Annotated in this window: 24 protein-coding genes; 7 read left to right on the forward strand and 17 right to left on the reverse strand. The window is 72.6% G+C overall.

The features are described from left to right. Positions 1 to 190 precede the first annotated feature (190 nt). Positions 191 to 1,393 carry a citrate/2-methylcitrate synthase gene (locus tag VK611_11280; protein ID HMG41905.1) on the reverse strand — a complete coding sequence of 401 codons (1,203 nt, stop codon included), beginning with the start codon at positions 1,391 to 1,393 and terminating at the stop codon, positions 191 to 193. Between the two features lie 70 nt (positions 1,394 to 1,463). Here VK611_11280 and VK611_11285 point away from each other — a divergent pair, with 70 nt between their 5' ends. Both VK611_11285 and VK611_11290 read left to right on the forward strand, forming a co-directional pair. Continuing rightward, positions 1,464 to 2,987 (forward strand): citrate/2-methylcitrate synthase, encoded by a 1,524-nt coding sequence (locus VK611_11285; GenBank protein ID HMG41906.1) that lies wholly within the window; start codon positions 1,464 to 1,466, stop codon positions 2,985 to 2,987. Positions 2,988 to 3,037: 50 nt separating this feature from the next. Next, the gene (locus VK611_11290) at positions 3,038 to 4,129 is read left to right on the forward strand and encodes a hypothetical protein (GenBank protein ID HMG41907.1); all 1,092 of its coding nucleotides are present in this window, start codon (positions 3,038 to 3,040) and stop codon (positions 4,127 to 4,129) included. A gap of 57 nt (positions 4,130 to 4,186) precedes the next feature. On the opposite strand, the gene VK611_11295 is transcribed toward VK611_11290, so the two are convergent. After that, positions 4,187 to 4,594: a hypothetical protein gene (locus VK611_11295; GenBank protein ID HMG41908.1), complete on the reverse strand. Its 408-nt coding sequence runs from the start codon at positions 4,592 to 4,594 to the stop codon at positions 4,187 to 4,189. A gap of 266 nt (positions 4,595 to 4,860) precedes the next feature. Then, positions 4,861 to 5,826 (reverse strand): NAD(P)-dependent alcohol dehydrogenase, encoded by a 966-nt coding sequence (locus VK611_11300; GenBank protein ID HMG41909.1) that lies wholly within the window; start codon positions 5,824 to 5,826, stop codon positions 4,861 to 4,863. An 84-nt stretch (positions 5,827 to 5,910) separates the two neighbouring features. Here VK611_11300 and VK611_11305 point away from each other — a divergent pair, with 84 nt between their 5' ends. Both VK611_11305 and VK611_11310 read left to right on the forward strand, forming a co-directional pair. Further along, entirely contained in the window at positions 5,911 to 6,453 is a 543-nt protein-coding gene (locus tag VK611_11305) for a hypothetical protein (protein ID HMG41910.1), read from the forward strand. 19 nt (positions 6,454 to 6,472) lie between these two features. Beyond that, a complete protein-coding gene (locus VK611_11310; GenBank protein HMG41911.1) occupies positions 6,473 to 7,645 on the forward strand; it encodes a PP2C family protein-serine/threonine phosphatase in 1,173 nt (390 codons plus the stop codon). Between the two features lie 9 nt (positions 7,646 to 7,654). Here the strand turns inward: VK611_11310 and VK611_11315 are convergent, their stop codons facing one another. Beyond that, positions 7,655 to 8,329 (reverse strand): helical backbone metal receptor, encoded by a 675-nt coding sequence (locus tag VK611_11315; protein ID HMG41912.1) that lies wholly within the window; start codon positions 8,327 to 8,329, stop codon positions 7,655 to 7,657. A 24-nt stretch (positions 8,330 to 8,353) separates the two neighbouring features. Beyond that, on the reverse strand, positions 8,354 to 8,626 hold the full coding sequence (locus VK611_11320) for a DUF3040 domain-containing protein (GenBank protein ID HMG41913.1): 273 nt from the start codon (positions 8,624 to 8,626) through the stop codon (positions 8,354 to 8,356). A gap of 79 nt (positions 8,627 to 8,705) precedes the next feature. Between VK611_11320 and VK611_11325 the strand changes: the two genes are divergently transcribed. From VK611_11325 to VK611_11335, 3 genes are read left to right on the forward strand one after another with little or no spacing between them, the layout of a single operon-like run. Continuing rightward, positions 8,706 to 9,311, forward strand: coding sequence for a TetR/AcrR family transcriptional regulator (locus tag VK611_11325; GenBank protein ID HMG41914.1), 606 nt, complete (start codon positions 8,706 to 8,708; stop codon positions 9,309 to 9,311). 16 nt (positions 9,312 to 9,327) lie between these two features. Beyond that, a complete protein-coding gene (locus VK611_11330) occupies positions 9,328 to 9,474 on the forward strand; it encodes a hypothetical protein (GenBank protein HMG41915.1) in 147 nt (48 codons plus the stop codon). Between the two features lie 6 nt (positions 9,475 to 9,480). Beyond that, positions 9,481 to 9,624, forward strand: a complete 144-nt coding sequence (locus VK611_11335; protein HMG41916.1) for a hypothetical protein — start codon at positions 9,481 to 9,483, stop codon at positions 9,622 to 9,624. A gap of 5 nt (positions 9,625 to 9,629) precedes the next feature. Here VK611_11335 and VK611_11340 read toward each other — a convergent pair whose 3' ends face one another. The 12 genes from VK611_11340 to VK611_11395 all read right to left on the reverse strand — a co-directional run bounded on the left by VK611_11340 (position 9,630) and on the right by VK611_11395 (position 21,142). Then, on the reverse strand, positions 9,630 to 10,118 hold the full coding sequence (locus VK611_11340; GenBank protein HMG41917.1) for a nuclear transport factor 2 family protein: 489 nt from the start codon (positions 10,116 to 10,118) through the stop codon (positions 9,630 to 9,632). Positions 10,119 to 10,120: 2 nt separating this feature from the next. Beyond that, positions 10,121 to 11,383 (reverse strand): ABC transporter substrate-binding protein, encoded by a 1,263-nt coding sequence (locus tag VK611_11345; protein HMG41918.1) that lies wholly within the window; start codon positions 11,381 to 11,383, stop codon positions 10,121 to 10,123. A 95-nt stretch (positions 11,384 to 11,478) separates the two neighbouring features. Further along, entirely contained in the window at positions 11,479 to 13,812 is a 2,334-nt protein-coding gene (locus VK611_11350; GenBank protein ID HMG41919.1) for a CoA transferase, read from the reverse strand. Beyond that, entirely contained in the window at positions 13,812 to 14,945 is a 1,134-nt protein-coding gene (locus VK611_11355) for an acyl-CoA dehydrogenase (GenBank protein ID HMG41920.1), read from the reverse strand. Before VK611_11355 ends, VK611_11350 begins: the two co-directional genes overlap by 1 nt. Positions 14,946 to 14,967: 22 nt before the next feature. Then, the gene (locus VK611_11360) at positions 14,968 to 16,137 is read right to left on the reverse strand and encodes an acyl-CoA dehydrogenase family protein (GenBank protein ID HMG41921.1); all 1,170 of its coding nucleotides are present in this window, start codon (positions 16,135 to 16,137) and stop codon (positions 14,968 to 14,970) included. Positions 16,138 to 16,142: 5 nt separating this feature from the next. Further along, positions 16,143 to 16,718, reverse strand: a complete 576-nt coding sequence (locus VK611_11365) for a MaoC family dehydratase N-terminal domain-containing protein (protein ID HMG41922.1) — start codon at positions 16,716 to 16,718, stop codon at positions 16,143 to 16,145. Further along, positions 16,715 to 17,194, reverse strand: coding sequence for a MaoC/PaaZ C-terminal domain-containing protein (locus VK611_11370; protein HMG41923.1), 480 nt, complete (start codon positions 17,192 to 17,194; stop codon positions 16,715 to 16,717). The genes VK611_11365 and VK611_11370 overlap by 4 nt, the downstream gene beginning before the upstream one ends. Further along, positions 17,191 to 17,727: a MaoC family dehydratase N-terminal domain-containing protein gene (locus tag VK611_11375; protein ID HMG41924.1), complete on the reverse strand. Its 537-nt coding sequence runs from the start codon at positions 17,725 to 17,727 to the stop codon at positions 17,191 to 17,193. Before VK611_11375 ends, VK611_11370 begins: the two co-directional genes overlap by 4 nt. 4 nt (positions 17,728 to 17,731) lie before the next feature. Beyond that, complete coding sequence (locus tag VK611_11380; GenBank protein HMG41925.1) at positions 17,732 to 18,841, reverse strand: amidohydrolase family protein; 1,110 nt, start codon at positions 18,839 to 18,841, stop codon at positions 17,732 to 17,734. 83 nt (positions 18,842 to 18,924) lie between these two features. Beyond that, complete coding sequence (locus tag VK611_11385; GenBank protein ID HMG41926.1) at positions 18,925 to 19,470, reverse strand: winged helix-turn-helix domain-containing protein; 546 nt, start codon at positions 19,468 to 19,470, stop codon at positions 18,925 to 18,927. Positions 19,471 to 19,580: 110 nt separating this feature from the next. Further along, complete coding sequence (locus VK611_11390) at positions 19,581 to 19,919, reverse strand: P-II family nitrogen regulator (GenBank protein ID HMG41927.1); 339 nt, start codon at positions 19,917 to 19,919, stop codon at positions 19,581 to 19,583. A gap of 11 nt (positions 19,920 to 19,930) precedes the next feature. Next, on the reverse strand, positions 19,931 to 21,142 hold the full coding sequence (locus tag VK611_11395; protein ID HMG41928.1) for an ammonium transporter: 1,212 nt from the start codon (positions 21,140 to 21,142) through the stop codon (positions 19,931 to 19,933). Positions 21,143 to 21,171: the final 29 nt, after the last annotated feature.

The following is a 21,171-nucleotide window of genomic DNA, read 5'->3' on the forward strand; positions in this document are numbered from 1 at the left end:
AAGACCGGGAACACGTACCTCGTGCCCGTCGGCCAGTCACACCCTGTGATCACCGTCGCCAGCAGGCCCACGCCCGCGGCAATCGGCAAAAGTCGACGCAAACCCCTCATGAATTCCCCCCGTACCTACGGGTTCCCCCACTGGCGACCGTACTGGACCGTCCCGGGGAACATCGAGTTGAGGGTTCTGGTCAGCCGGGTGGGGGGCCGGTGTAGACGCCGTGGGGGCGGAAGCGGAGGCGGTGGGGGTACTCCTCGGTGGCGTGGGCGAGCCAGCCGGCGATGCGGGCGATCGCGAAGATGATCTCGCCGGCCTCCTCGGTCATCTCGTGGCGTTCGGCGAGGGCGGCGATGGCGAAGTCGATGTTGGCGAACGGCAGGCCCCGGTCCCGCATGGTGGCGACCAGGGCGTCTTCCGACGGCAGCTCGTGGGTCGAGGCCAGCAGCCCCAGCAGCACCTCGGCCCGGGGGTCGTGGTCCTGGTAGATCCGGTGGCCGAACCCGGCGATGAGCTGCTGGTCCCGCAGGCGGCGCCCGATGGCCTCGGCGGCGTCGACCCCGTCGTCGACCTCCCGGACGAGAGCCCGGGCGCCCGCCGCCGCCCCGCCGTGGAGCGGACCGCCCAGCACGGCCAGGCCCGCCTGCACCACCAGGTACGGGTCGGCCCACGTCGATGCCGCCACCCGGGCCGCCAGCGTCGACGCCGCCAGCTCGTGGTCGGCCAGCAGCACCAGGGCGGCGTCGAGCAGCCGCACCCGCTCGGGCGTCGCCGCCAGGGGTGACAACCGGACCCACAGTCGTGCAGCCACCGACCCCACCGACCCCGACGGCTCGCCCTCCGCCCCCACGACGGGCAGCACGTCGACCAGCGTGGCGATCAGCGCCCGGGCCGCGGTGGCGACGGCCACCGGGCGGCGGTCGTCCCGCAGGGGGTCGGTGTGGCGGACGGCGGCCACCACCGCCCGCAGGCGGTCCATGACCGGCTGGTCGGCCAGGGCATCATCGACCCGGCGGGCGGCGGCGAGCATGGTGGGCGGCGCCTCGAAGGCGACGGGGGAGCGAGAGCCCGCCCACAGCCAGCCGGCCACCTCCTCGAACGTCGCCCGCTCGGCCACGGCGGAGGCCACGTCCCAGCCCCGGTAGTACAGCCGGCCCGTGGGATCGAGGAGGGTGAGGTCGGTCTCGACGAGAACGTCGAGGCCGCCGGCCCGCCCCCCGCCCCGCCGCTGCCGCCCCGCCAACCGCTCGACGTCGGCCCGGGAGAAGCGGCTGCGCCGGGTGCCCGGAACCCGCTCGCTACGCACCGCGCCCCGGCTCACGTAGGCGTACAGGGTCTCGACCTTGACGCCCAACCTCGCGGCCGCAGCCTCCGCTGTCATCCAGCTGTTGCTCACAGGCGACGACCCTAATACATTGATGCAATCAATCTTGACAACATGAGCCACCCGGGAGTCGGATGACCCCATGGGAAGCACCGTCGCCACCGTCATGACCCAACCGGTCGTCACCGCCCACCCCGACGAGACGCTGCGCCAGGTCGCCGACCGGATGCAGCAGCACGGCATCGGCTCGGTGGTGGTCGTCGACGACGGCAACCGGCCGGTCGGCATCCTCACCGAGCGCGACCTGCTGCGGGCCACCGCCGCGGCGGCCGACCCCGAGACGACGCCCGCCGCCGAGTGGATGGCCCCCGAGCCGCAGTGCGTCGACCCCGACGCCACCATCGACGACGCCTGGCGCCAGCTCGCCGAGCACGGCTACCGCCACATCCCCGTCGTGGTGGGGGAGGAGCTCAAGGGCATCATCTCGATGCGGGACCTGATGGCCTCCGCCCGCCTGCGCCCCGCCGACGAGCTGGCGGTGGCCGCGCCGCCCGGCCTCAAGGGCGTCGTCGTGGCCGAGACCGCCCTCGGCGACGTGCGGGGCAACGAGGGCTTCTACCACTACCGCCAGTACGCGGCGCCCGAGCTGGCGGAGAAGCGCAGCTTCGAGGACGTGTGGCACCTGCTGATCGACGGCGAGCTCCCCACCCCCGCCGAGCACGAGGCGTTCACCGCCGAGGTGGCGCCCCTCCGCCGGCTGCCCGCCGAGGTGCTCGACGCCCTCCCCCGCATCGCCCACGACGTCGGCACGCCGGTCGCCGGGCTCCGCACCGCGCTGTCGCTCCTGGCGGGGGTGGAGGGCCTGCCGCCGTCGCTCGACGTCGACCGCACCCGCCTGCGCGCCGACGCCCTCCGGCTGAGCGCCGCCACGCCCACGATCGTCGCCGCCCTCCACCGCCTGCGCCACGGTGCCGAGCCGGTCGCACCCCGCGACGACCTCGCCTACGCCGCCAACTACCTCCACATGCTCGACGGCAGCGAGCCCGACCCCCGGAAGGTCCGGGCCATCGAGCAGTACCTGATCCTCGGCGTCGACCACGGCTTCAACGCCTCGACGTTCGTGGCCCGGGCCGTCACCTCGACGGGCGCCGACCTGGGCGCGGTGGTGGTCGCGGCGCTGTGCTCGCTATCGGGGCCGCTGCACGGCGGGTCGCCCAGCCGGGCGCTCGACACGCTCGACGCCATCGGCAGCCCCGACAACGCCGCCGACTGGGTCCGCAACGCCGTGGCCTACGGCGACCGGATCATGGGCTTCGGCCACGCCGTGTACCGCACCGCCGATCCCCGCTCGGTGCTGCTGCGGGGCGTCGTCGAGGAGATCGGCGGCGAGCTGGGCCGCTTCGCCATCCAGGTGGAGGGTGAGGTGGAGCGCACGCTGGCCGAGCTGAAGCCCGACCGGGAGCTGCGCACCAACATCGAGTGGTACGCCGCGGTGGTGATGGACCGCTGCGGCCTGCCCCGCGACCTCTTCACGCCGACGTTCGCCGCCAGCCGGATGATCGGCTGGTGCGCCCACGCTCTGGAGCAGCACGCCGACAACCGCATCATCCGCCCCAGCTCCCGCTACGTCGGCCCGCCGCCGCCCCAGCCCGTCCCGACGCCGTAGCGGCAGCGGGATGGCGGGGCACGGCGGCGTCGGGACGGTTGAATGTCCCGGTGCCCCGTTGGACCGTCGTCGTGCCCATGCTCGCCCTGGGGGTGCTCGCGGCGACGTGGAGCAGCCACCCCGACGGCCCGCTGCTGGTGGTGATCGGGGTGTTCCTGGCGGGGGCGGTGCCGGCCGCGGTCCACCACGCCGAGGTGGTGGCGCATCGGGTGGGCGAGCCGTTCGGGGCGCTGGTGCTGGCGGTGGCGGTCACGGTGATCGAGGTCGCCCTGATCGTGACGCTGATGATCTCGGCCAAGTCCGGCTCCGACACCGCCACCCTCGCCCGCGACACGGTCTTCGCCGCCGTGATGATCACCTGCAACGGCATCGTGGGCTTGTCGCTGCTGGTGGGGACGCTGCGGCGGGGGACCGCCGAGTTCAACGCCGAGGGCACGGCCAGCGCCCTCGGCACCGTGCTGACCCTGGCCACCCTGAGCCTGGTGCTGCCCACCTTCACCACCAGCGAGCCGGGCCCCGAGTTCTCCTCCGAGCAGCTGACGTTCGCCGCGGTCGCGTCGCTGGTGATCTACGGCCTGTTCGTGTTCGTGCAGACGGTCCGCCACCGGGAGGACTACCTGCCGGTCGAGACCCCGGACGACGGCGACGGCGACGGCGACGACGACCACGACGGCCCGCCGCCCACCAACCGGGAGACGTTCACTAGCCTCGGCCTGCTCGTGGTGGCGCTGGTCGCCGTCGTCGGGCTGGCCAAGCTGGAGTCGCCGGCCATCGAGGACGCCATCGCCGCCATGGGCGCCCCGCCGTCGGCGGTCGGCGTGGTGATCGCCCTGGTGGTGCTGGCGCCCGAGGCGGTCACGGCGGTCAAGAACGCCCGCCGCGACCGCATCCAGGTGAGCCTCAACCTGGCGCTCGGCTCGGCGATGGCGAGCATCGGGCTGACGATCCCGGCGATCGCGGTGGCGTCGATCTGGCTGGACGGTCCGCTGGTGCTGGGCCTCGGCTCCACCCAGCTCGTGCTGCTCGGCATCACCGCCGTGGTCGGGGCCCTGACGATCCTGCCGGGCCGCGCCACCCTCCAGGAGGCCGGGGTCCACCTGGCGCTGGTGGCGGCGTTCCTGTTCCTCGCCGTGAGGCCATGAGGCCGTGACGCCGGAGAGGTAGGGCGCCAGGGTGGCGTCGACGTCGCTCCCGAGGGGTCAGCTCGCCGTCTGCGGGGGACCCCCGAGGTGCCCCGACACCGTCGCGATGAGCTTGTCGTCGACGACGTCGTAGATCAGCGTGCCGATCCACACCACGACCGTGCCGGCGATCCACGTCCAGGCGCCCTCGATCTCGAGGCCGTCGGAGAGGATGTCGGTCACCAGCAGGGCCAGGAAGGTGGTGGCGATCCCGGCCACCCAGGTCACCCCGGAGGCGTACTTGCCGGCGACGCGCTCGGCGATCGGCTTCACGAGCACGGCACAAAGGGTGAAGATCGCCACCGCCACGATGAAGGTCACGGCGTTGATCTCGATCCTGTCGAACAGCGCCGCGGCGACCAGCAGCGTGATGGCGTTGGCCGCCGCCGCGAGCACGATCCGGACCACCCAAGGGTTGACGTTCATGGGTTCTCCTTCCAGGGGGTGCCATCCCCATACCCGGAACGCCGGCCGAGTCCGACCACGTCTAGAACCTGTTCTCGCCCTCGCTTGCGCACGGGGCCGACTCGTTGGGTAGCCTCAAGGAACGCGGCGACCCCAAGCCTGAGTCTCCGCCGACTGGGTTTGGGGGGCACCTTGGGGGTTTCCGCCGACCTACCTTGGCAGCCGCAACGAGAGGTCCCCTGCTCCGCCACGGGCAGGGGACCTCTCGCATCAACGCAGGCTGAGCCTCAGTCGTCGTGGTCGAAGGTGAGGACGACGCTGCCGACCTTGTGGCCGGTGTCGACCCGGCGGTGCGCCTCGACGATCTGCGAGAAGGGCAGGACGGTGTCGATCACCGCCTTCAGCTCGCCGCTCTCGCCCAGCGACATGAGCGTCCGGAAGAGGTCGGCGGTGACCTTGGGGCTGCCGCCGATCACGGGCTTCTGCCACGTCGCTGCGATCATCTGCGGGAGGTCGGCGATGACCTGGAGGAAGCGGCCGCCCGGCGCCAGCGACCCCTTCACCCGCGAGTAGGGGGCGTTGCCGTGGTTGTCCATGATCACGTCGTAGCGCCGGCCGCTCCGGGTGAAGTCCTCCGCCGTGTAGTCGACCACGTGGTCGGCCCCGAGGCCCTTCACGAGCTCGGCGTTGGCGCCGCTGCACACGCCCGTCACCTCGGCGCCGAGGTGCTTGGCGATCTGCACGGCCATGGTGCCGACCGCCCCGGAGGCGCCGTTGACCAGCAGCGTCTCGCCCTCGGCGAGCTTGCCCATCCCGAAGAAGATGAGCGACGTCGTTCCGCCGAAGCAGAGGGCCACGGCGTCCTCGTAGCTCAGGCTGTCGGGGATCCTGGCGATCAGGCCGTCCTCGGCCACGGCGACGTGCTCGGCGTGGCAGCCGAACTTGAACCCGCGGGAGGCGACCACCCGGTCGCCCGGCTGGAAGGTGGTGACCGCGCTCCCCACCGCCTCGACCCGCCCGGCCACCTCGAAGCCCATGACGGGCTGCCGCGGCCCGGTGAAGCCGAGCCGCAGGCGCATCATCGGACTCACTCCCCGCGGGACCCGCAGCGCCCGCACCCGGGCGTCACCGGAGTTGACCGTGACGGCGTAGGACTCGACCAGCACCTCGTCGTCCGCCGGCACGGGTGTCGGCACGTCCTTGATCTGGACGACCTCCGGCGGCCCGTACCTCTCGATGACCGCTGCCTTCATCGTTCATCCACCCGTTCCGTCGCTGGTCTCGACGCCCAGCTTCCCACCCTCGCCTCCTGGGCGTCGGGGGTCCACTATGGAGGCATGTTCGACACCGACCAGCTGATCGTCGACTGCCGGGAGGCCTTGGGGGAGACGGAGCCCCGGCGGGCGGTGCGCCAGGTGCTCGATCGGGCGTTGGCGGCGCCCGGGGAGCTGGCGGACGCGTTCAAGCCGTCCGAGGGTGGCATCACGCTGCTCCACCAGGCCGACGACCTCACCGTGCTGCACGTCGTGTGGGCGCCGAAGATGCGCCTCTACCCGCACGACCACCGCATGTGGGCGGTCATCGGCATCTACGGCGGGCAGGAGGACAACGCCTTCTACCGCCGGGCCGACACGACGCTCACCGAGTCGGGCGGCAAGACGCTCGCCACCGGCGACTCGGTGATCCTCGGCGACGACACCGTCCACGCCGTCACCAACCCCCTCGACCGCCTCACGGGCGCGATCCACGTCTACGGCGGCGACTTCGTCAACCGGCCCCGCAGCCAGTGGGGCCCCGGCCCCGTCGAGGAACGCCCCTACGACATCGAGGAACTTCACCGCCAGTTCGCCCAGGCGAACGTCGCCGGGCCCACCGGCTGACCGGGGTAGACGCCACGTGATGGTCACAGCTGACGACGGCGAGGTGACGCTCGGCTGGATGCTGGACGAGAGCCACGAGATGGCGCCGGAGGACCTCCCGGCGCTGGTGGCCGCCGGGGCGAAGCGGATGGGCAGCGCCGACGCCCAGCTCTACCTGGCCGACATCGACCAGCGGGAGCTGTTCCCGGTCAGCCCGCCCGGCGGCGAGCAGCTGCCGGACCTCGACATCGACAGCACGCTGGCGGGCCGGGCGTTCCAGACCAGCGAGCACACCGGGCCCGACGGCGACGACCACGTCTGGTTCCCCGTCCGCAACGGCACCGACCGCCTCGGCGTCGTGCGGCTGACCTTCGACCGGTTCGACGAGACGACGGCGGCGCGCGCCCGCCACCTCGCCTCCCTGACCTCCGACCTGATCGTCGCCAAGAGCAAGTACAGCGACCTGTTCCACCGGGTGCGGCGCCGCGAGACGGTGGTGATCGCCGCCGAGCTGCAGCGGGAGCTGCTGCCGCCGCTGACGTTCCGCTCGCCGCAGGTCAGCGTGGCCGGGATCCTGGAGCCCGCCTACGAGGTGGCGGGCGATGCCTTCGACTACGCCTTCGACGGCGGCATCCTGTCGGCCGCCGTGTTCGACGGGGTCGGCCACGACCTGTCGTCGTCGGTCATGACGGCCCTGGCCGTCGGCACCTACCGGCACGCCCGGCGGCGCGGGCTCGACCTCACGGCGACGGCCACCGAGATCGACGGCGCGCTGCGGTCGCAGTTCCGCGACCAGTCGTTCGTGACGGCGGCACTGGTGCAGCTGGATGCGGCGACGGGGGAGGTGCGGTGGCTCAACGCCGGCCACCCGCGGCCGCTGCTGCTGCGGGCCGGTCGCGTCGTGCGCACGCTGGCCTGCACGCCCCGGCCGCCGCTGGGCCTGCCGCGCGCCGCCGCCCCGATGATCGGCACCGAGCAGCTGGAGCCGGGCGACGCGCTGCTGCTGTTCACCGACGGCGTCGTCGAGGCCAGGTCGGCGGCCGGCCGGGCGTTCGGCTTCGACCGGCTCGCCGAGTTCCTGCAGAGGGCCGCCGCCAGCGGGTTCTCCCCGCCGGAGACCATGCGCCGGCTCGTCCACGACGTGGTCGACCACCACGACGGCCGCCTGCAGGACGACGCCACCTGCGTGCTGGTGGAGTGGCGCTCCCGCTGAGCCGCGCCCTCAGCGCAGCTGTTGGCGGAGGCGGGTCAGGGCTGGACGGGTGCGGGCGCCCCACCAGAGGAGGTCGCGGCCGTCGACGAAGACGACCGGTCCGGCCGGTGCGAGCTGGGAGCGGTGGCGTTCGGCGAACGGGTAGGGCTCGCTGGGGGCGATCACGACGTCGGCGCCTCGTCGGCGGGCCTCGTCGGGGTCGACCTCGGGGTAGGCGCCATCGGGGGCGGCCACGTTGGCGATCCCGAGGGCGCGGAGGACGGCTGAGCCGTAGGTCGGCTCGCCGAGAGCCATCCACGGCCGCTTCCAGATCGGGACGTAGGCGGTGCGGTCGGGGGTGGGCTCGGCGATCGGTCCGAGGGGCTCCCAGGTGGCTCCGACGGCGTCGGCGAGGCCCGCCATCTGCTCGTCGAGGTGGGACAGGTCGCGCACGGCCAACACGTGCACCGCCAGGCCGGCCTCCACGAGGGCCGCGCCGTCCTCCCGCCGGTTCTCCTCCTTGTCGACCACGACGAGATCGGGCGCCAGGTCGGTGATGGCGGCCAGGTCCGGATCCTTGGTGCCCCCGACGTGGGTCAGTCGGGGCTGCTCGCAGAACCGGGTGCAGGCGACCGGCTCGACGCCCCACGCCAGCAGCGTCTCGGTCACCGAGGGCACCAGGCTGACCACCCGAGGGCTGTTCATCCCCCCATGGTGCCGGGCCGCCGGTCAGTCGGGCGTGCGGCGGAGGGTCTGCTTGTGGTGGCCGTCGACGGCGAAGCAGGCCGCGAAGGCGATCAAGCCGAGCGCCCAGGCCGGCCAGGAGGTGGTGGCGAGGCCGACGGTGAGGCACACCACGCCGACGGCCAGGAGGGTGAACACGATGATCACGTTGGCCAGGTCCGCCCGGCACACCGCGTCGAACCGGCGCAGGAAGGCGGGATCGTCGGCGTCGAGGCACTGCTCGATCTGCTCGATCTCCTTGCCGAGGTCGTCGTCCATCAGCCACCTCCGTCGTCGGATGGTCGGTAGCGTTCCTGGAAAGCTGTGGTTAGTTTACTCGACCGTACAGTAAAGGGAGATGGGAAGCTTGTCGACGAAGGAGGCCCGCCGGGCGGTACGGGGACGGCCCCGTGACGCCGCGCTCGACGGCGCCATCCTCGACGCCACCGAACAGGCGCTGGCGAGCCGTGGCTACGAGGCGATGACGATGGGGCAGGTCGCGGCGGCTGCCGGGGTGTCGAAGCCGACGATCTACCTCCGCTACCGGTCGAAGGCCGATCTGGTCGCCGCCATGATCGACCGCCTCGAGCCGCCGCTGCCGGCCACCACCGGGACGTCGGCACGGGACGACCTCGTCGATCTCGTCCGCATGGGCCAGCGGTGGGTCGACCGTCACGGCCTGCGGCTCGTCGCGGCGGTGATCCTCGAGCAGGCGGACCACCCCGAGCTGATGGACCGGTTCCGCCAACGGGCGGTGGATCCGGTGCGCGACGCCTTCGAGCGGGCGCTGGCGGCGGGCGTGGCCCGGGGCGAGCTGCGGCGGGACGCCGTCGACGACGAGATCGTCGACGCTCTGGCCGGCGCCTACTGGGCCCGCTCGTGGGCGAAGCGGCCGGCGCCGCGGGGCTGGGCCGGACGCCTGGTCGACGGGATCCTCCGGGGGCTGCTCGCAACGGCTGAATGATATATAGGATGGCGTTGTGGGCGACGCCGACCAGGACACCTCTGCTGTGAAGGTGGGGACGCGCTACCGCTGCGCCAGCTGTGGCAGCGAGTTCGTCGTCGTGCGGGCGCCGGCGTCGACCCCGCACTGCTGTGGCCGCCCGCTCGCCCGGATCGACCGGTAGGCCACGGTGGCGAACCTCCTCGGCAAGCGGTACGAGTGCCCGGCCTGCGGCGCCGAGCTGCTCTGCACCAAGCCCGGCGACGGCCGCCTGGCCTGCTGCGGGAGCGACCTGGCCGTCAAGCAGGCCAAGCCGCTCCCGACGTCCGACTGAGCCGCTTACGGCCGGGCCCACGCCGGCGAGGTGGGCCAGTGGAGCCGGCTCCGCCGCTGCGGGTGGTCCGGGTCGACGCGGGCGACGACGTCGCGGTACTCCCGGCCGGTGCGGATCGCGTCGGCCACGCCCCAGTAGTCCAACTCGTAGCGCCAGCGACCGTCGCCGGCGTACTCGTAGACGGTCAGCCCCGGGAAGTCGAAGGGCTCGCCCCCAGGGTCCGGGTTGTCGCGCCGGTTCTGCATGTGCACGATCACCCGGTCGCCGTCGACCACGTGCCACTCGTACACCGTGTAGAGCTCCGGGAACTCCTCGGTCATCAGCGCGATGCACCACTCCCGGAACTCCGCCGGCGTCTTCTGCCCGTAGTAGTGGTCGATGTAGACGGCGTCGTCGGTGTACAGCTCGGCCTGGCCGGCCCAGTCCTCCTCGACCGGGCCGACCCGCCACAGGTGCCGGAACGCCTCCTCGACCTCGTCCCGGGGATGTGCCATCGCTACTCGACGACCTCGCCGCACATGGCCTCGCCGTCGGTGACCGGCACGAACTCGCCGCCTTCGACCTTCACGTAGTGGAAGCAGAGGCCGTAGGGCTGCCCGAAGTCGGCCTCGAAGTCGATCGCCGGGTTGAGCAGGCCGTCGGCGTCGTAGTCGTCGACCTGGCGCAGGTTCTCGATGAACGCCTCGCGGGTCGGGCACTCGGCGCCGGCCTCCTCGATGCCCCGGATGAGCACCTCACCGATCGCCCACCCCTGGAGGACCTCCTGGGCCCGGGGCGCGTCGGGGGCGTACTCCTCGAGCGCGTCGAGCACCTTCTGGTGGACCGGCAGCTCGTTCTCGAACGGCACGAGGTCGGTGGAGAAGTAGATGCCCTCGGCGGCGTCACCCGCCTGGTCGAGGGTCGTCGGGCTGTAGCCGGCCGGGAACAGGACCACCTTCAGGTCGGCCCCGGCCTGGCGCACCGCCGTGGCCGCCGGCAGCGCGGTCTGGGTGATGATCGGCGTGTAGAGGGCGTCGGCGCCGCTGGCCGCGATCTCCTCGGCCTCGGTGGTCCACTCGGTGTTGCCGTAGGGGGCGTCGGTGCTGTTGAACACCACCTCGCCGCCGGCCGCCTCGAACGACGCCTGCATGCCCTCGGCCGCCACCTGTGCGGAGGTCTGCGCGTAGCCGAGGATGGCCAGCTTCTCGGCCCCCTCGCCCAGCAGGAACTCGCCGCCGGTGGTCGTCGACACGGGCTCCGGCGAGTTGCTCCCGCTATAGCCGAACATGTTGTCGTACATGCCCCACTCGGGGTTCACGTTGAAGCCGACCACCGGGATGCCCTCGTCGTGCAGGTACGACGCCGGGCCGGCGATCACCGACGAGGCCGCCATCACGGCGAACACGTCCTTCTGCTCGACCAGCTCCCGGGCGGCCGACGTGGCGCGGGCGACGTCGGCCGCGTCGTCCGCCGTCTCGATCACGATCTGACGTCCGCCGATGCCGCCTTCGGCGTTCAGCGTCTCGATGCGCGCCTTGAACCCCGCCTGGTGGAGCCCGTAGAAGGCGGCCGCCTGCGTGGTGAGCGACGAGAGCTGACCGACGCTGATCTCGTCCTCGGTCACTCCCGGCGAGTCGCAGTCCGCCGCGCTGCCGCCACCGTCGTCCCCGCTGGGTGCCGCACCGCCGGACGAATCGTCGTCGTCCGCATCGCCGCATGCCGCCGTCACGAGCACCAACACCATCAGGAGCGCGGACGCGCTCCTCTGTCGCAGCCTCATCACAAGGCCCCCCTCCTCGGTCCGAGCGGGTCCCGTCGCACGGAAGCAGCGGACCCTAGCTCTGTATCTTTTAAATGATACAGCAATAAGCCGTCCTAGGCGAGGCCGGCGGGCCAGTCGCCGATCACCTTGTCGGCCCGCAGGCGGTCCAATTCGTCGGGGGAGAGGCCCAGCTCCCCGCCGAGCACCTCGTCGTTGTGCTCGCCGAGCGTCGGCGGCGCGAGGCGGCACCAGCGGTCGACGCCGGGGAGGCGCCCGAACGGCAGGCCGGCGTACTCGTTCTCGCCGGTGTACCCGTGGACGACCGGCTCGAAGAAGCCGCGGGCGCGCAGCTGGGGGTTGGCGACGACGTCGGGAGGCAGCACGACCGGCGCGGCCGGCACTCCGGCAGCACCGAGCCGCTCGACGACGTCGTCGAGCCCGGTGTCGGCGAGCCATGCGCCCAGCTCGCGGTCGAGCAGGTCGTGGTGGGCCCGGCGCCCGGCGTGCGTCGCCAGCCGCTCGTCCCGCGCCCACGCCGGGTCGCCCAGCACGCCGCGCAGCGCCGCCCACTGCTCGTCGCCGGCCACCGCCAGCGCCAGCCACTGCTCCTCGCCCGCACACGCGTAGACGTTCTGGGGCGCGGCGTCGGGACCACGGTTGCCGTCGCGTGCCAGCACCACGCCGTGCGCGTCGTGCTCCAGCACCTGCTCGGCCGTGACGTTCAGCGCCACCTCGACCATCGGGAGCTCGACGAGCTGGCCCTCGCCGGTGCGGTCGCGGTGCCCGAGCGCCGCCAGCAGGACGAACGCCGCGTGGACGCCGGCCAGCGGATCGCACGCCCCGCGCGGCGCCATCGGGGCGCCGTCGGGGTAGCCGGTCCGCCCGGCCATGCCGGCGAGCTGCTCCATCGTCGGCGCGAAGCCGACCCGGTCGCGCCACGGGCCGTCGAGACCGAACGCCGGCATCCGCACCACCACCGCCCGCGGGTTCACCTCGTGCAGCACGTCGTAGCCGAGGCCGAACTCCTCCATCACCCGGGGCGAGAAGTTCTCGACGAGGGCGTCGGCGCCGGCCACCAGGCGCTTCAGCAGGGCGATGCCCTCCGGTCGCCCGAGGTCGAGCGTCACCGAGCGCTTCCCGACGTTGACGCCGTGGAACAGCCAGCTGTACTCCCACCAGCGGTCCGCGCCCTCCCGGGGCCCGCCGGCGAAGCGGATCCCGTCGGGTCGCTGGATCGACTCGACCTTCACGACGTCGGCGCCGAGCGCGGCGAGAAGGTGCGTGGCGGACGGCCCGGCCCAGAAGGCGGTGAGGTCGACGATCCGCACGCCGGCGAGCGGGAGTTGCCCGGCCGGTCGCTCCGACGGCGTCGCCGGGACCGTGGCGCTCGCGGTCGCCAGGACCTCGTCGGTGTGCTCGCCCAGTTCGGGAGCGGGTCGGAGCGGCGCCGGCTCGGCCGACGACATCCGCCACGGCGGGCGCGGCTGGCGGAGCCCGGCCGGGTTGCGGGCGAACACCCCACGCTCGCTGAAGTGGTCCATCTCCGGGATCGACGCGCCGTCGCCGATCGGGGCCATCGGGATGCGGAACAGGGTCGCCAGCTCGACGATCTCGGCGACGGTCCGCTCGGCGAACCACGGGTGGATCAGCCCGTAGACCTCCTCCCGGAGGGGCCACCGCCCGAGCTGGAAGCCGAGCTCCGGGCGGTCGGCGAGGGCGGGCTGCTCGACCATCGCCGCGAAGTCGAGCCACTGCTGGCCGGTCACCATCGACGCGCCGACCCAGCCGTCCTTGGCCGGCTCGATCGACGGGACCTCGATCGAGCGGGCGAAGCCGGGCAGGTCCATGAGCGTCACGTGGAGCCACTCGAAGCTCTGCATGGCCAGGGTCATGCACTCCAGCAGCGAGACGTCGAGGTGCTCGCCGCCGCCCTTCGATCGCAGTGCGGCGAGCGCTCCCGCCGCGGCGAAGGCGCCGCCGAGGTACTCGCCGACCCCGCCACCCACCGACACGGGCGGACGCTCCGGGACCCCGCGGAAGCCGGTCGCCCCGCACCACCCCTGCAGCGTGAACTCCGTCGCCGCCCGCTCGGCCCACGGCCCGGTCCAGCCGAAGTCGGACACCGTGACCAGCAGGGGGCGCGGGGCGTCGACGTCGATGCCGAGCCGTTCGGCGCCCTGGGGTGTGGCCGCGACGATCACGACGTCGGCGTCCCTGGTGAGCGCCGTCACCCGCTCCCGGCCGTCGGCGGTGCCGGGGTCGGCCACCACGCTGCGCTTGCCGGCGGCGAGGTAGTGGAAGAGGGGCCGGCCCCGCAGAGGGTCGCCGGACGGGGGCTCGAGCTTGACGACGTCGGCGCCGGCGTCGGTCAGGAGCTTGCCGGCGTAGGCCCCCGCCACACGATCGGAGAGCTCGACGACCCGGAGTCCGCTCAACGGTGTGGCCATCAGCTCACCCTCCTCGGTTGGCTCAGCTGGCCCAGGGAGCACAGGTGCTCGTCGCTGGTTCCGTGGGTGGCCGCGGCCCAGCGGGCCCGGTCGGACCACAGGTGGAGGTCGTGGTCGACCGCGAAGCCGATCCCGCCGTGGAGCTGGTGGGCGGTGAGGGTGGCGTCGACGTAGGCGTCCGACGCCGCCGTCTTGGCGATCGCCACCTCCCGCTCGGCGCCCTCGGCGTCGGCCCCGCCGGCGCAGCGCCACACCGCCTGCCAGGCCGCGAGCCATGCCGCGTCGATCCGCATCGACAGGTCGGCCACCTGGTGCTGCACCGCCTGGAAGCTGCCGAGGGGCCGGCCGAACTGGTGGCGGTCGGTCACGAACTGCACGGTCATGTCGAGCACGGCCCGTGCCCCGCCGGCCATCTCGACGCACTGCAGCGCGGTGGCGTCCCGCCGCACGTGCGCGACCGCCGGCCAGCCACCGGCGAGGACCCGGTGGGCCGGTAGCCGCACGCGGTCGAAGGCCACCATGTGCTGGGCGTCGCCGGCGAACGTCTGCAGCGGCGTGCGCACGACGCCGGCGCTGTCGGTGGGCACGACCACCAGCACCACACCGTCGGGACCGCGGGCGACGACCACCAGGGCGTCGGCCACCCCGGCGTTGGGGACGAACAGCTTCGTCCCGTCGACGACCACACCGTCGCCGGCGGCGTCACGGGACGCAGTCGTGGCGATGGCCGCCGGCGACGAGCGCATCCCCGCCTCCTGGAGCGCCACCGACACGATCCGGTCGCCGCTCAGCACGGGGGGCAGCAGCACGGCGCGCTGGTCGTCGTCGGCTGCCCGGTCGATCAGCAGCGCCGCCTCCACCGTCGAGTGCAGCGTCGTCGGAACGAGCGCCCGGCCGGCCTCCTCGAACACCACGGCGAGGTCGAGCAGGTCGCCGCCACCGCCGCCGACGGCACCGGGGAAGGCGAGGCCGAGCCACCCGAGGGCGGCCATCTCCCGCCAGAGCCCGGGGTCGTGGCCGGCACCGTCGGGCGTGCGTGCCCCGCGCACCCGCGACGTCGACCAGGCGCGGCCCAGGAAGCCGCGGGCCGACTCGCGCAGCGCCTCCTGCTCGTCGGACAGGGCCAGGTCCATCGTCGGTCTCCCCCTCGTGCTGCTACCGCGGCAGGCCGTGACCCCGCTGGGCCACGATGTCGCGCTGGATCTCGTTGGTGCCGCCGCCGAAGCGCAGGTACGGCGCCGCCCGGTACATGAGCTGCGCCAGCCCCGCGAGCGGCGACCGGTCGTCGTAGGGGTCGAGCTGGCCGTGCGGGCCGAGGACGTCGAGCGCCACCGTCGACGCCCGGGCGTGGAGCTCGGTGGTGAAGACCTTCGTCATCGACGCCTCGGCGTTCGGGACCCGGCCGGCGTCGATCATCCAGGCGGCGCGGTGGTTCAGCAGCCGCGCCAGCTCCAGGTCGACCTCGAGCCCGGCCAGCGCCCGCTCGACCTCGGGCCGGTCGGCGAGCACCTCGCCGTCGACTTCCGTGGCGCGGCAGTAGGCCGTCAGGTCGTCGACCAGGCGCCGCAGTCCGCCGGTGATGCCGATGGCGACGCGCTCGAAGGCCAGCGCCTGCGTGACGTAGCGCCAGCCGTGCCCCCGCTCACCGATCAGGTTCTCCGCCGGCACCCGCACGCCGTCGAACCACACCTGGTTCGTGCGCATCCCCCGCCACGTGGTGATCCCCTGCACCGTGATGCCCGGTGCGTCGATGGGCACGATCAGCACCGACATCGCCTGGTGGCGGGGAGCGTCGGGCTCGGTCCGGCACGCCAGCCACTCGTGCGTGCAGTACTCGGCGCCGGTGTTCCAGATCTTCTCGCCGTCGATCACCCACTCGTCGCCGTCGAGCACGGCCGAGGTGCGCAGCGAGGCGAGGTCGCTGCCGGAGTCGGGCTCGGAGTAGCCGATGGCGAACTCGACGCTGCCGTCGCGGATGGGCGGCAGCCACCGGTCCCGCTGCTCGGGTCGGGCCGAGCGGATGATCGCCGGCGCCACCGAGGCCGACGTCATGTCGATCGACGGCGCCCCGACGTAGGCCAGCTCGTCCATGAGCAGCACCTGCTCGACCATCGACCGGCCCTGGCCGCCGTGCTCCTCCGGCCAGGTGAGCGACAGCCAGCCCTTCTCCACCAGGCGCCCGCGGAAGGCGCGGATCACGTCGCCGCCCCACTCCCCGCCGCCCCGGCGCACGGCCTCCCGGGCGTCGGCGTCGAACTCCTCGTCGAGGAACGCCCGCACCTCGTCGACCCAGGCTTCGTGCTCCTTCGTCAGTCGGAAGTCCATCCTGCTCACCCGGTGTCGCCGCTGTCGCCGGTGTCGCCGGTGTCGCCGGTCGGCGTGTAGCGGAACAGCACGTGCGTGTAGCGGGCGACCGGCCTCCCGTCGCCCAGGCGGTAGGTCGCCACGGTGGTGACGAAGTGCCCGTCGCCGAGCCGGGTGTGCTTGAGCTCGGAGACGTCGACCAGCTCCTCCTCCACGTTGAGGCGGTCGCCGACGTGGATCGGCCGGAAGAACTCCGCCTCGCAGCCGGTGCTGATGACGGTGGTGCCGGGGAGGGGGACGCCGGCGGTGAGCAGCGTCCGCGGCGGGCCGCCCCCCGGCTGCCACTCGGGCGCCATCACCCACGTCATGAGCAGCGCCGGCGGGGAGATCACGCCGCCCCATTGCGCCCGGGCGAAGTCCTCGTCCCAGTAGCCGGCGTTGCCGTCGCGCACCATCGCGCAGAAGTACCTGACCAGCGCCCAGTCCACGTCGTGCGTCGCGAAGACCACCTCGGCGCGGGTGCCGACCATCGCCCGCGCCTGCTCGTAGGTGCCCACCGCGAGCTCGTAGCCGGAGCTGTCGTCGACCTCCCGGAGGCTCATCCGGCGACCTTCCGCGACCGGGACGGGAGCTCCAGGGTCACGGCGGCCGGGCAGCACAGGTCGCCGTGCTGGTTCTTCACCGTGATCTCCAGGTCGACCAGGTGGCGGACGCGGCCGCCGTCGCCGGCGGCGTCGGTGCGCTTGTCGAGCACCCGGCCCTCGCCCACCATCGTGTCGCCGGCGAAGATCGACCGCTGCAGGGCGACCTTCCGCTTGGCGATGAAGCTCCGGGGGCCGGCCCAGTCGGTGGCGAAGCGGTCGACGAAACCCAGCACGTGCATGGTGTTCACGTAGATCGTGGGCTGGCCCTGCGACCTTGCGTACTCGGGATCGTGGTGGCCGGGGAAGTAGTCCCACGTGGTCGCCGGGTTCATGATCACGCGGCGGTAGGTGATCTCGTCGTCGACGCGGGGCAGGGCCTCACCCGGCTCGACGTCGTCCCAGTAGCACTGCGTGTACGAGACGCCGGCGATCATGCGTCGTCCTCCTCGGAGGTGAAGCGGAACAGGACGTTGGTGGTGCGGGCGACCACCTCGCCGTCCTGGCGGCGGTAGGTGGAGACGGTGGTGACGAAGTGGCCGACGCCGAGGACGGTGCGCTTGGCCTCCGACACCTCGGTCAGCTCCTCGACCACGTTGAGGTGGTCGCCGGCCCGGATCGGGCGGTAGAACTCGGCCTCGTTGGAGGCGTTGATGAGCGTGTCGCCGGGGAGCGGTACCTGGGCGGTGAGCAGCGGCACGGGCCTACCGCCGCTGGGCTTCCACTCGATGGGGATGAGCCAGGTCATGAGCATCCCCGGCGGGGCGATCACGCCGCCCCACTGCTCCTCGGCGAACTCGTCGTCCCAGTAGCCGGCGTTGGCGTCGTGCGCCATGGCCGCGAAGTGCCGGATCATCGGCACGTTCACGTCGACCTCGCCGAAGCGGACGGGCGTGGTCGTGCCGACCATCGCCTCGGCGTCCTCGTAGGTGCCGACCGGGATCTCGTAACCGGTCTCCTCGATGCCCATGCCTCTACCCGAGCCCGTAGAGCCGGGCGGCGTTGGTGCCGAGGATCCGGGCGAGCACGTCGTCACCCAGGGGCTGCGCGGTGTGCCGGGTGGTCTCGACCGTCCCGGGGAAGTCGCAGTCCCAGTGGGGGTAGTCGGAGGAGAAGACCAGGCTGTCCGGGCCGAGGTGCTCGACGTAGGGCTCCAACAGGGGCTCCTCGCACTCGAACGAGAAGTAGCACTGGCCACGCTCGATCAGGTCGCGGGGGTCGCTCTTCATCTCCGGCACCAGGTCGCCGCGCTTCTCCCGGTGCTCGTGCACCCGGTGGACGAAGTACGGCACCCAGCCGACGCCCGACTCCAGGAACACCACCCGCAGGGCGGGGAAGCGGTCGAGGACGCCGCCCATGGCCAGCGCCGTGAAGGCGACCATCTGGTCGACCGGGAACGACAGGGCGTGCACCTGGGCGTAGTTGTCGAAGCGCTCGGCACCGGGCAGCGGCAGGTTCATGCCGGGGGCGCTGTGGACGCCGACCGCGAGGCCGAGGTCGGCGGCGGCCTCGAAGAACGGCTGGAACGACGGGTGGTCGAGGTTCCTGGCGTCCTGGGTGCCCACGACCGGCGGCACCATCACGCCCACGACGCCCAGGCCGGCGGCCCGGCGCAGCTCCTCGACCGCGTCGTCGGGGTGCTGGAGCGGGGCGATGGCCACGGCCTTCAGCCGCTCGGGATGGCGGGCGCAGACCTCGGTGAGCCAGTCGTTGTAGGCGCGGCAGAAGTCGAGCGCGAACCCGGGGTCCTCGAACGTGGTCGCTCCGATGGCGAGGGCGCCGTAGAGCACCTGGACGTCGATGCCCTCGCTGTCGAGGTCGCGCATGCGGGCGTCGAGGTGTTGGGCGCCCTCGGCCGCAGCGGGGTGCATGGCGGACTCCACCGGGACGCCCCGCCCGGGGCCCTCCTGGGTGGGGAAGAGCTTGCCGTCGATCAGGCTGACGGTCTTCCCGCCGGACTCACCCGCCTGCTGCCAGCCCGGATGCCGCCCGGCCAGCGCCGTCCACGGCCCGAGCTCGTCGCCCGGCGGGTCGACCCGCACGACCGGCTCGTTGATGTGCGCATCAGCGTCGATGACCGTCATGCCGCGCTCCCCCCGTCATCTCTATCTTATCAATATTAAGACAAGAGTGCCGCCCGGGCGAGGGCAAGGCGTGACGAGGTGGGTCAGAGGAGCTCGACCGTGGGGTCGACGGGCCAGTCGAGGCGGGCGCTGACGGTGAAGCCTCGGCCGGGGGAGGCGAAGACGTCGAGGCCGAGCGGGCGGAGGTGGCGGCGTAGGTGGTAGATGGTGTCGTCGACGGTGCGGGTCGAGGCACCGGCCCGCCCACCGAGCGCGGCCTCGATCGCCGGTCGGGCGACCACCTGGCCGGCGTCGGCCAACAGCACCGCGGCCACCGCCTCCTCGCGGGGGCTCAGGCCGACCGTGCCGCGGGCGGTGTGGAGGAGCGATCCTTCCAGGCGCACCCGGTCGTGGCGGCGCCGCAGCGCGGCGAGGCGGGCGGCGACGTCGCGCTCGTCGGCGGGTGCCCGGATCCAGTCCTCGTCGTCGTCCAACCGGGGCGCCGCGGTCCCGGCGGAGAGCACCAGCAGGCGGGGGAGCCCCAGCTCGGCCAGCTCGCGGCGACGAGCCTCGTCCCGCGGCCACTGCAAGATCGCCACGGGGCTGCCGAGGTTGTCGACCACCACCTGCCGTCCGGGCGGGCCCTTCACCGCACACCCTCTCCTCGAGCTCCCAGAGGACGACGACTGTACAGCCGTCCCGGCGCCCGCCCGCCGCTGCGACAGCGACAGGCGAACGCCGGGACGGAGCGCACAAGGGCCTACAGCGCGTCGCCGTCGAGCTCGCCCGTACGGATGCGAACGACCTGGTCCACCGGGGTGATCCAGATCTTGCCGTCGCCGATCTTCTCGGTGCGGGCGGCGGCGGTGATGGCGTCGATCACACCGGCGACAGCGTCGTCGTCGGCGAGGACCTCGATCTTCACCTTCGGCACGAAGTCGACCGTGTACTCAGAGCCCCGGTACACCTCGGTGTGGCCGGACTGGCGTCCGAACCCCTGCACCTCGGTGACGGTCATGCCCTGGACGCCGGCCTCCTTGAGGGCCGTCTTCACCTCGTCGAGCTTGAACGGCTTGATGGTTGCGGTGATGAGCTTCACGTCGTCCCCGATCAGTTGGTGTAGGCCGTCTCGGCGTGGAGGCTGAGGTCGAGGCCCTCGTCCTCGGCGGCCTCGTCGACCCGGAGCCCGATGACGAGGTCGATGACCTTGCCGATGGCCAGGCTCGCCACGAACGAGAACGCCAGCGTGACCACCGAGGCGACGATCTGGTCGACCAGCAGGTCGGTGCCGCCGCCGAGGAACGTGCCCTCGTTGACCACGGCCGCGTTGATGGCCGAGTCGGCGAACAGCCCGAGCAGGAGCGACCCGACGAGCCCGCCGACCAGGTGCACGGCGATCACGTCGAGGCTGTCGTCGAGCTTGAAGGCCTTCTTGATGCCCAGCGCGAGGTAGCAGATGATGCCCGTGGCGAAGCCGATGTAGACGGGCGCCATGCCGCCGACGAAGCCGGCGCAGGGCGTGATGGCCACCAGGCCGGCGACGGCGCCGGAGGCCCCGCCGAGGGTGGTGGCGTGGCCGTCCTTGAACTTCTCCACGAGCAGCCAGCCCAACATGGCGGCCGACGCGGCGAGGAACGTGTTCATGATCGCCTGGGCGGCGACGCCGTTGGCGGCCAGCGCGGAGCCGGCGTTGAACCCGGCCCAGCCGAACCACAGGATGCCGGTGCCCAGGACGGTGAACGGCAGGTTGTGGGGTGGCATGGGCTCGTCGGGGTAGCCCTTGCGTCGGCCCAGCAGCAGCACCAGCGCCAGCGCCGCGGCACCGGCGTTCATGTGCACGACCGCGCCGCCGGCGAAGTCGAGCGCCCCCATGTCGGCCAGCCAGCCGCCGCCGAACACCATGTGCGCCAGCGGGCCGTACACCAGCACCAGCCACAGGCCGATGAACACGGCGTAGGCCGAGAACTTCAGCCGGTCGGCGGTGGCGCCGGTGATCAGCGCCGGCGTGATGATGGCGAAGGTCATCTGGTAGGCCGCGAACAGGACAAACGGGATGGTGAGGAACGACAGGAACTCGCTGTCGGTCGCCCCCACGCCGACGTCCTTCATCCAGGCGTAGTCGAGGTTGCCGATGAAGCCGGCGTTGCCGGCGTCACCGAACGCCAGGCTGAACACGACGGCTGCCCAGAGGACGGCGAGCAGTCCCATGGCGAAGAAGTTCTGCATGAGCATCGCCAGCACGTTCTTGCCGCGGACCATTCCGCCGTAGAAGAACGCGAGGCCGGGCGTCATGAACAGCACCAAGGCTGTCGACGTCAACACCCACGCGGTGTCTCCGGTATCCAACTGTG

It is taken from the genome of Acidimicrobiales bacterium, assembly GCA_035316325.1.
Classification (GTDB): domain Bacteria; phylum Actinomycetota; class Acidimicrobiia; order Acidimicrobiales; family VFJN01; genus DASXTK01.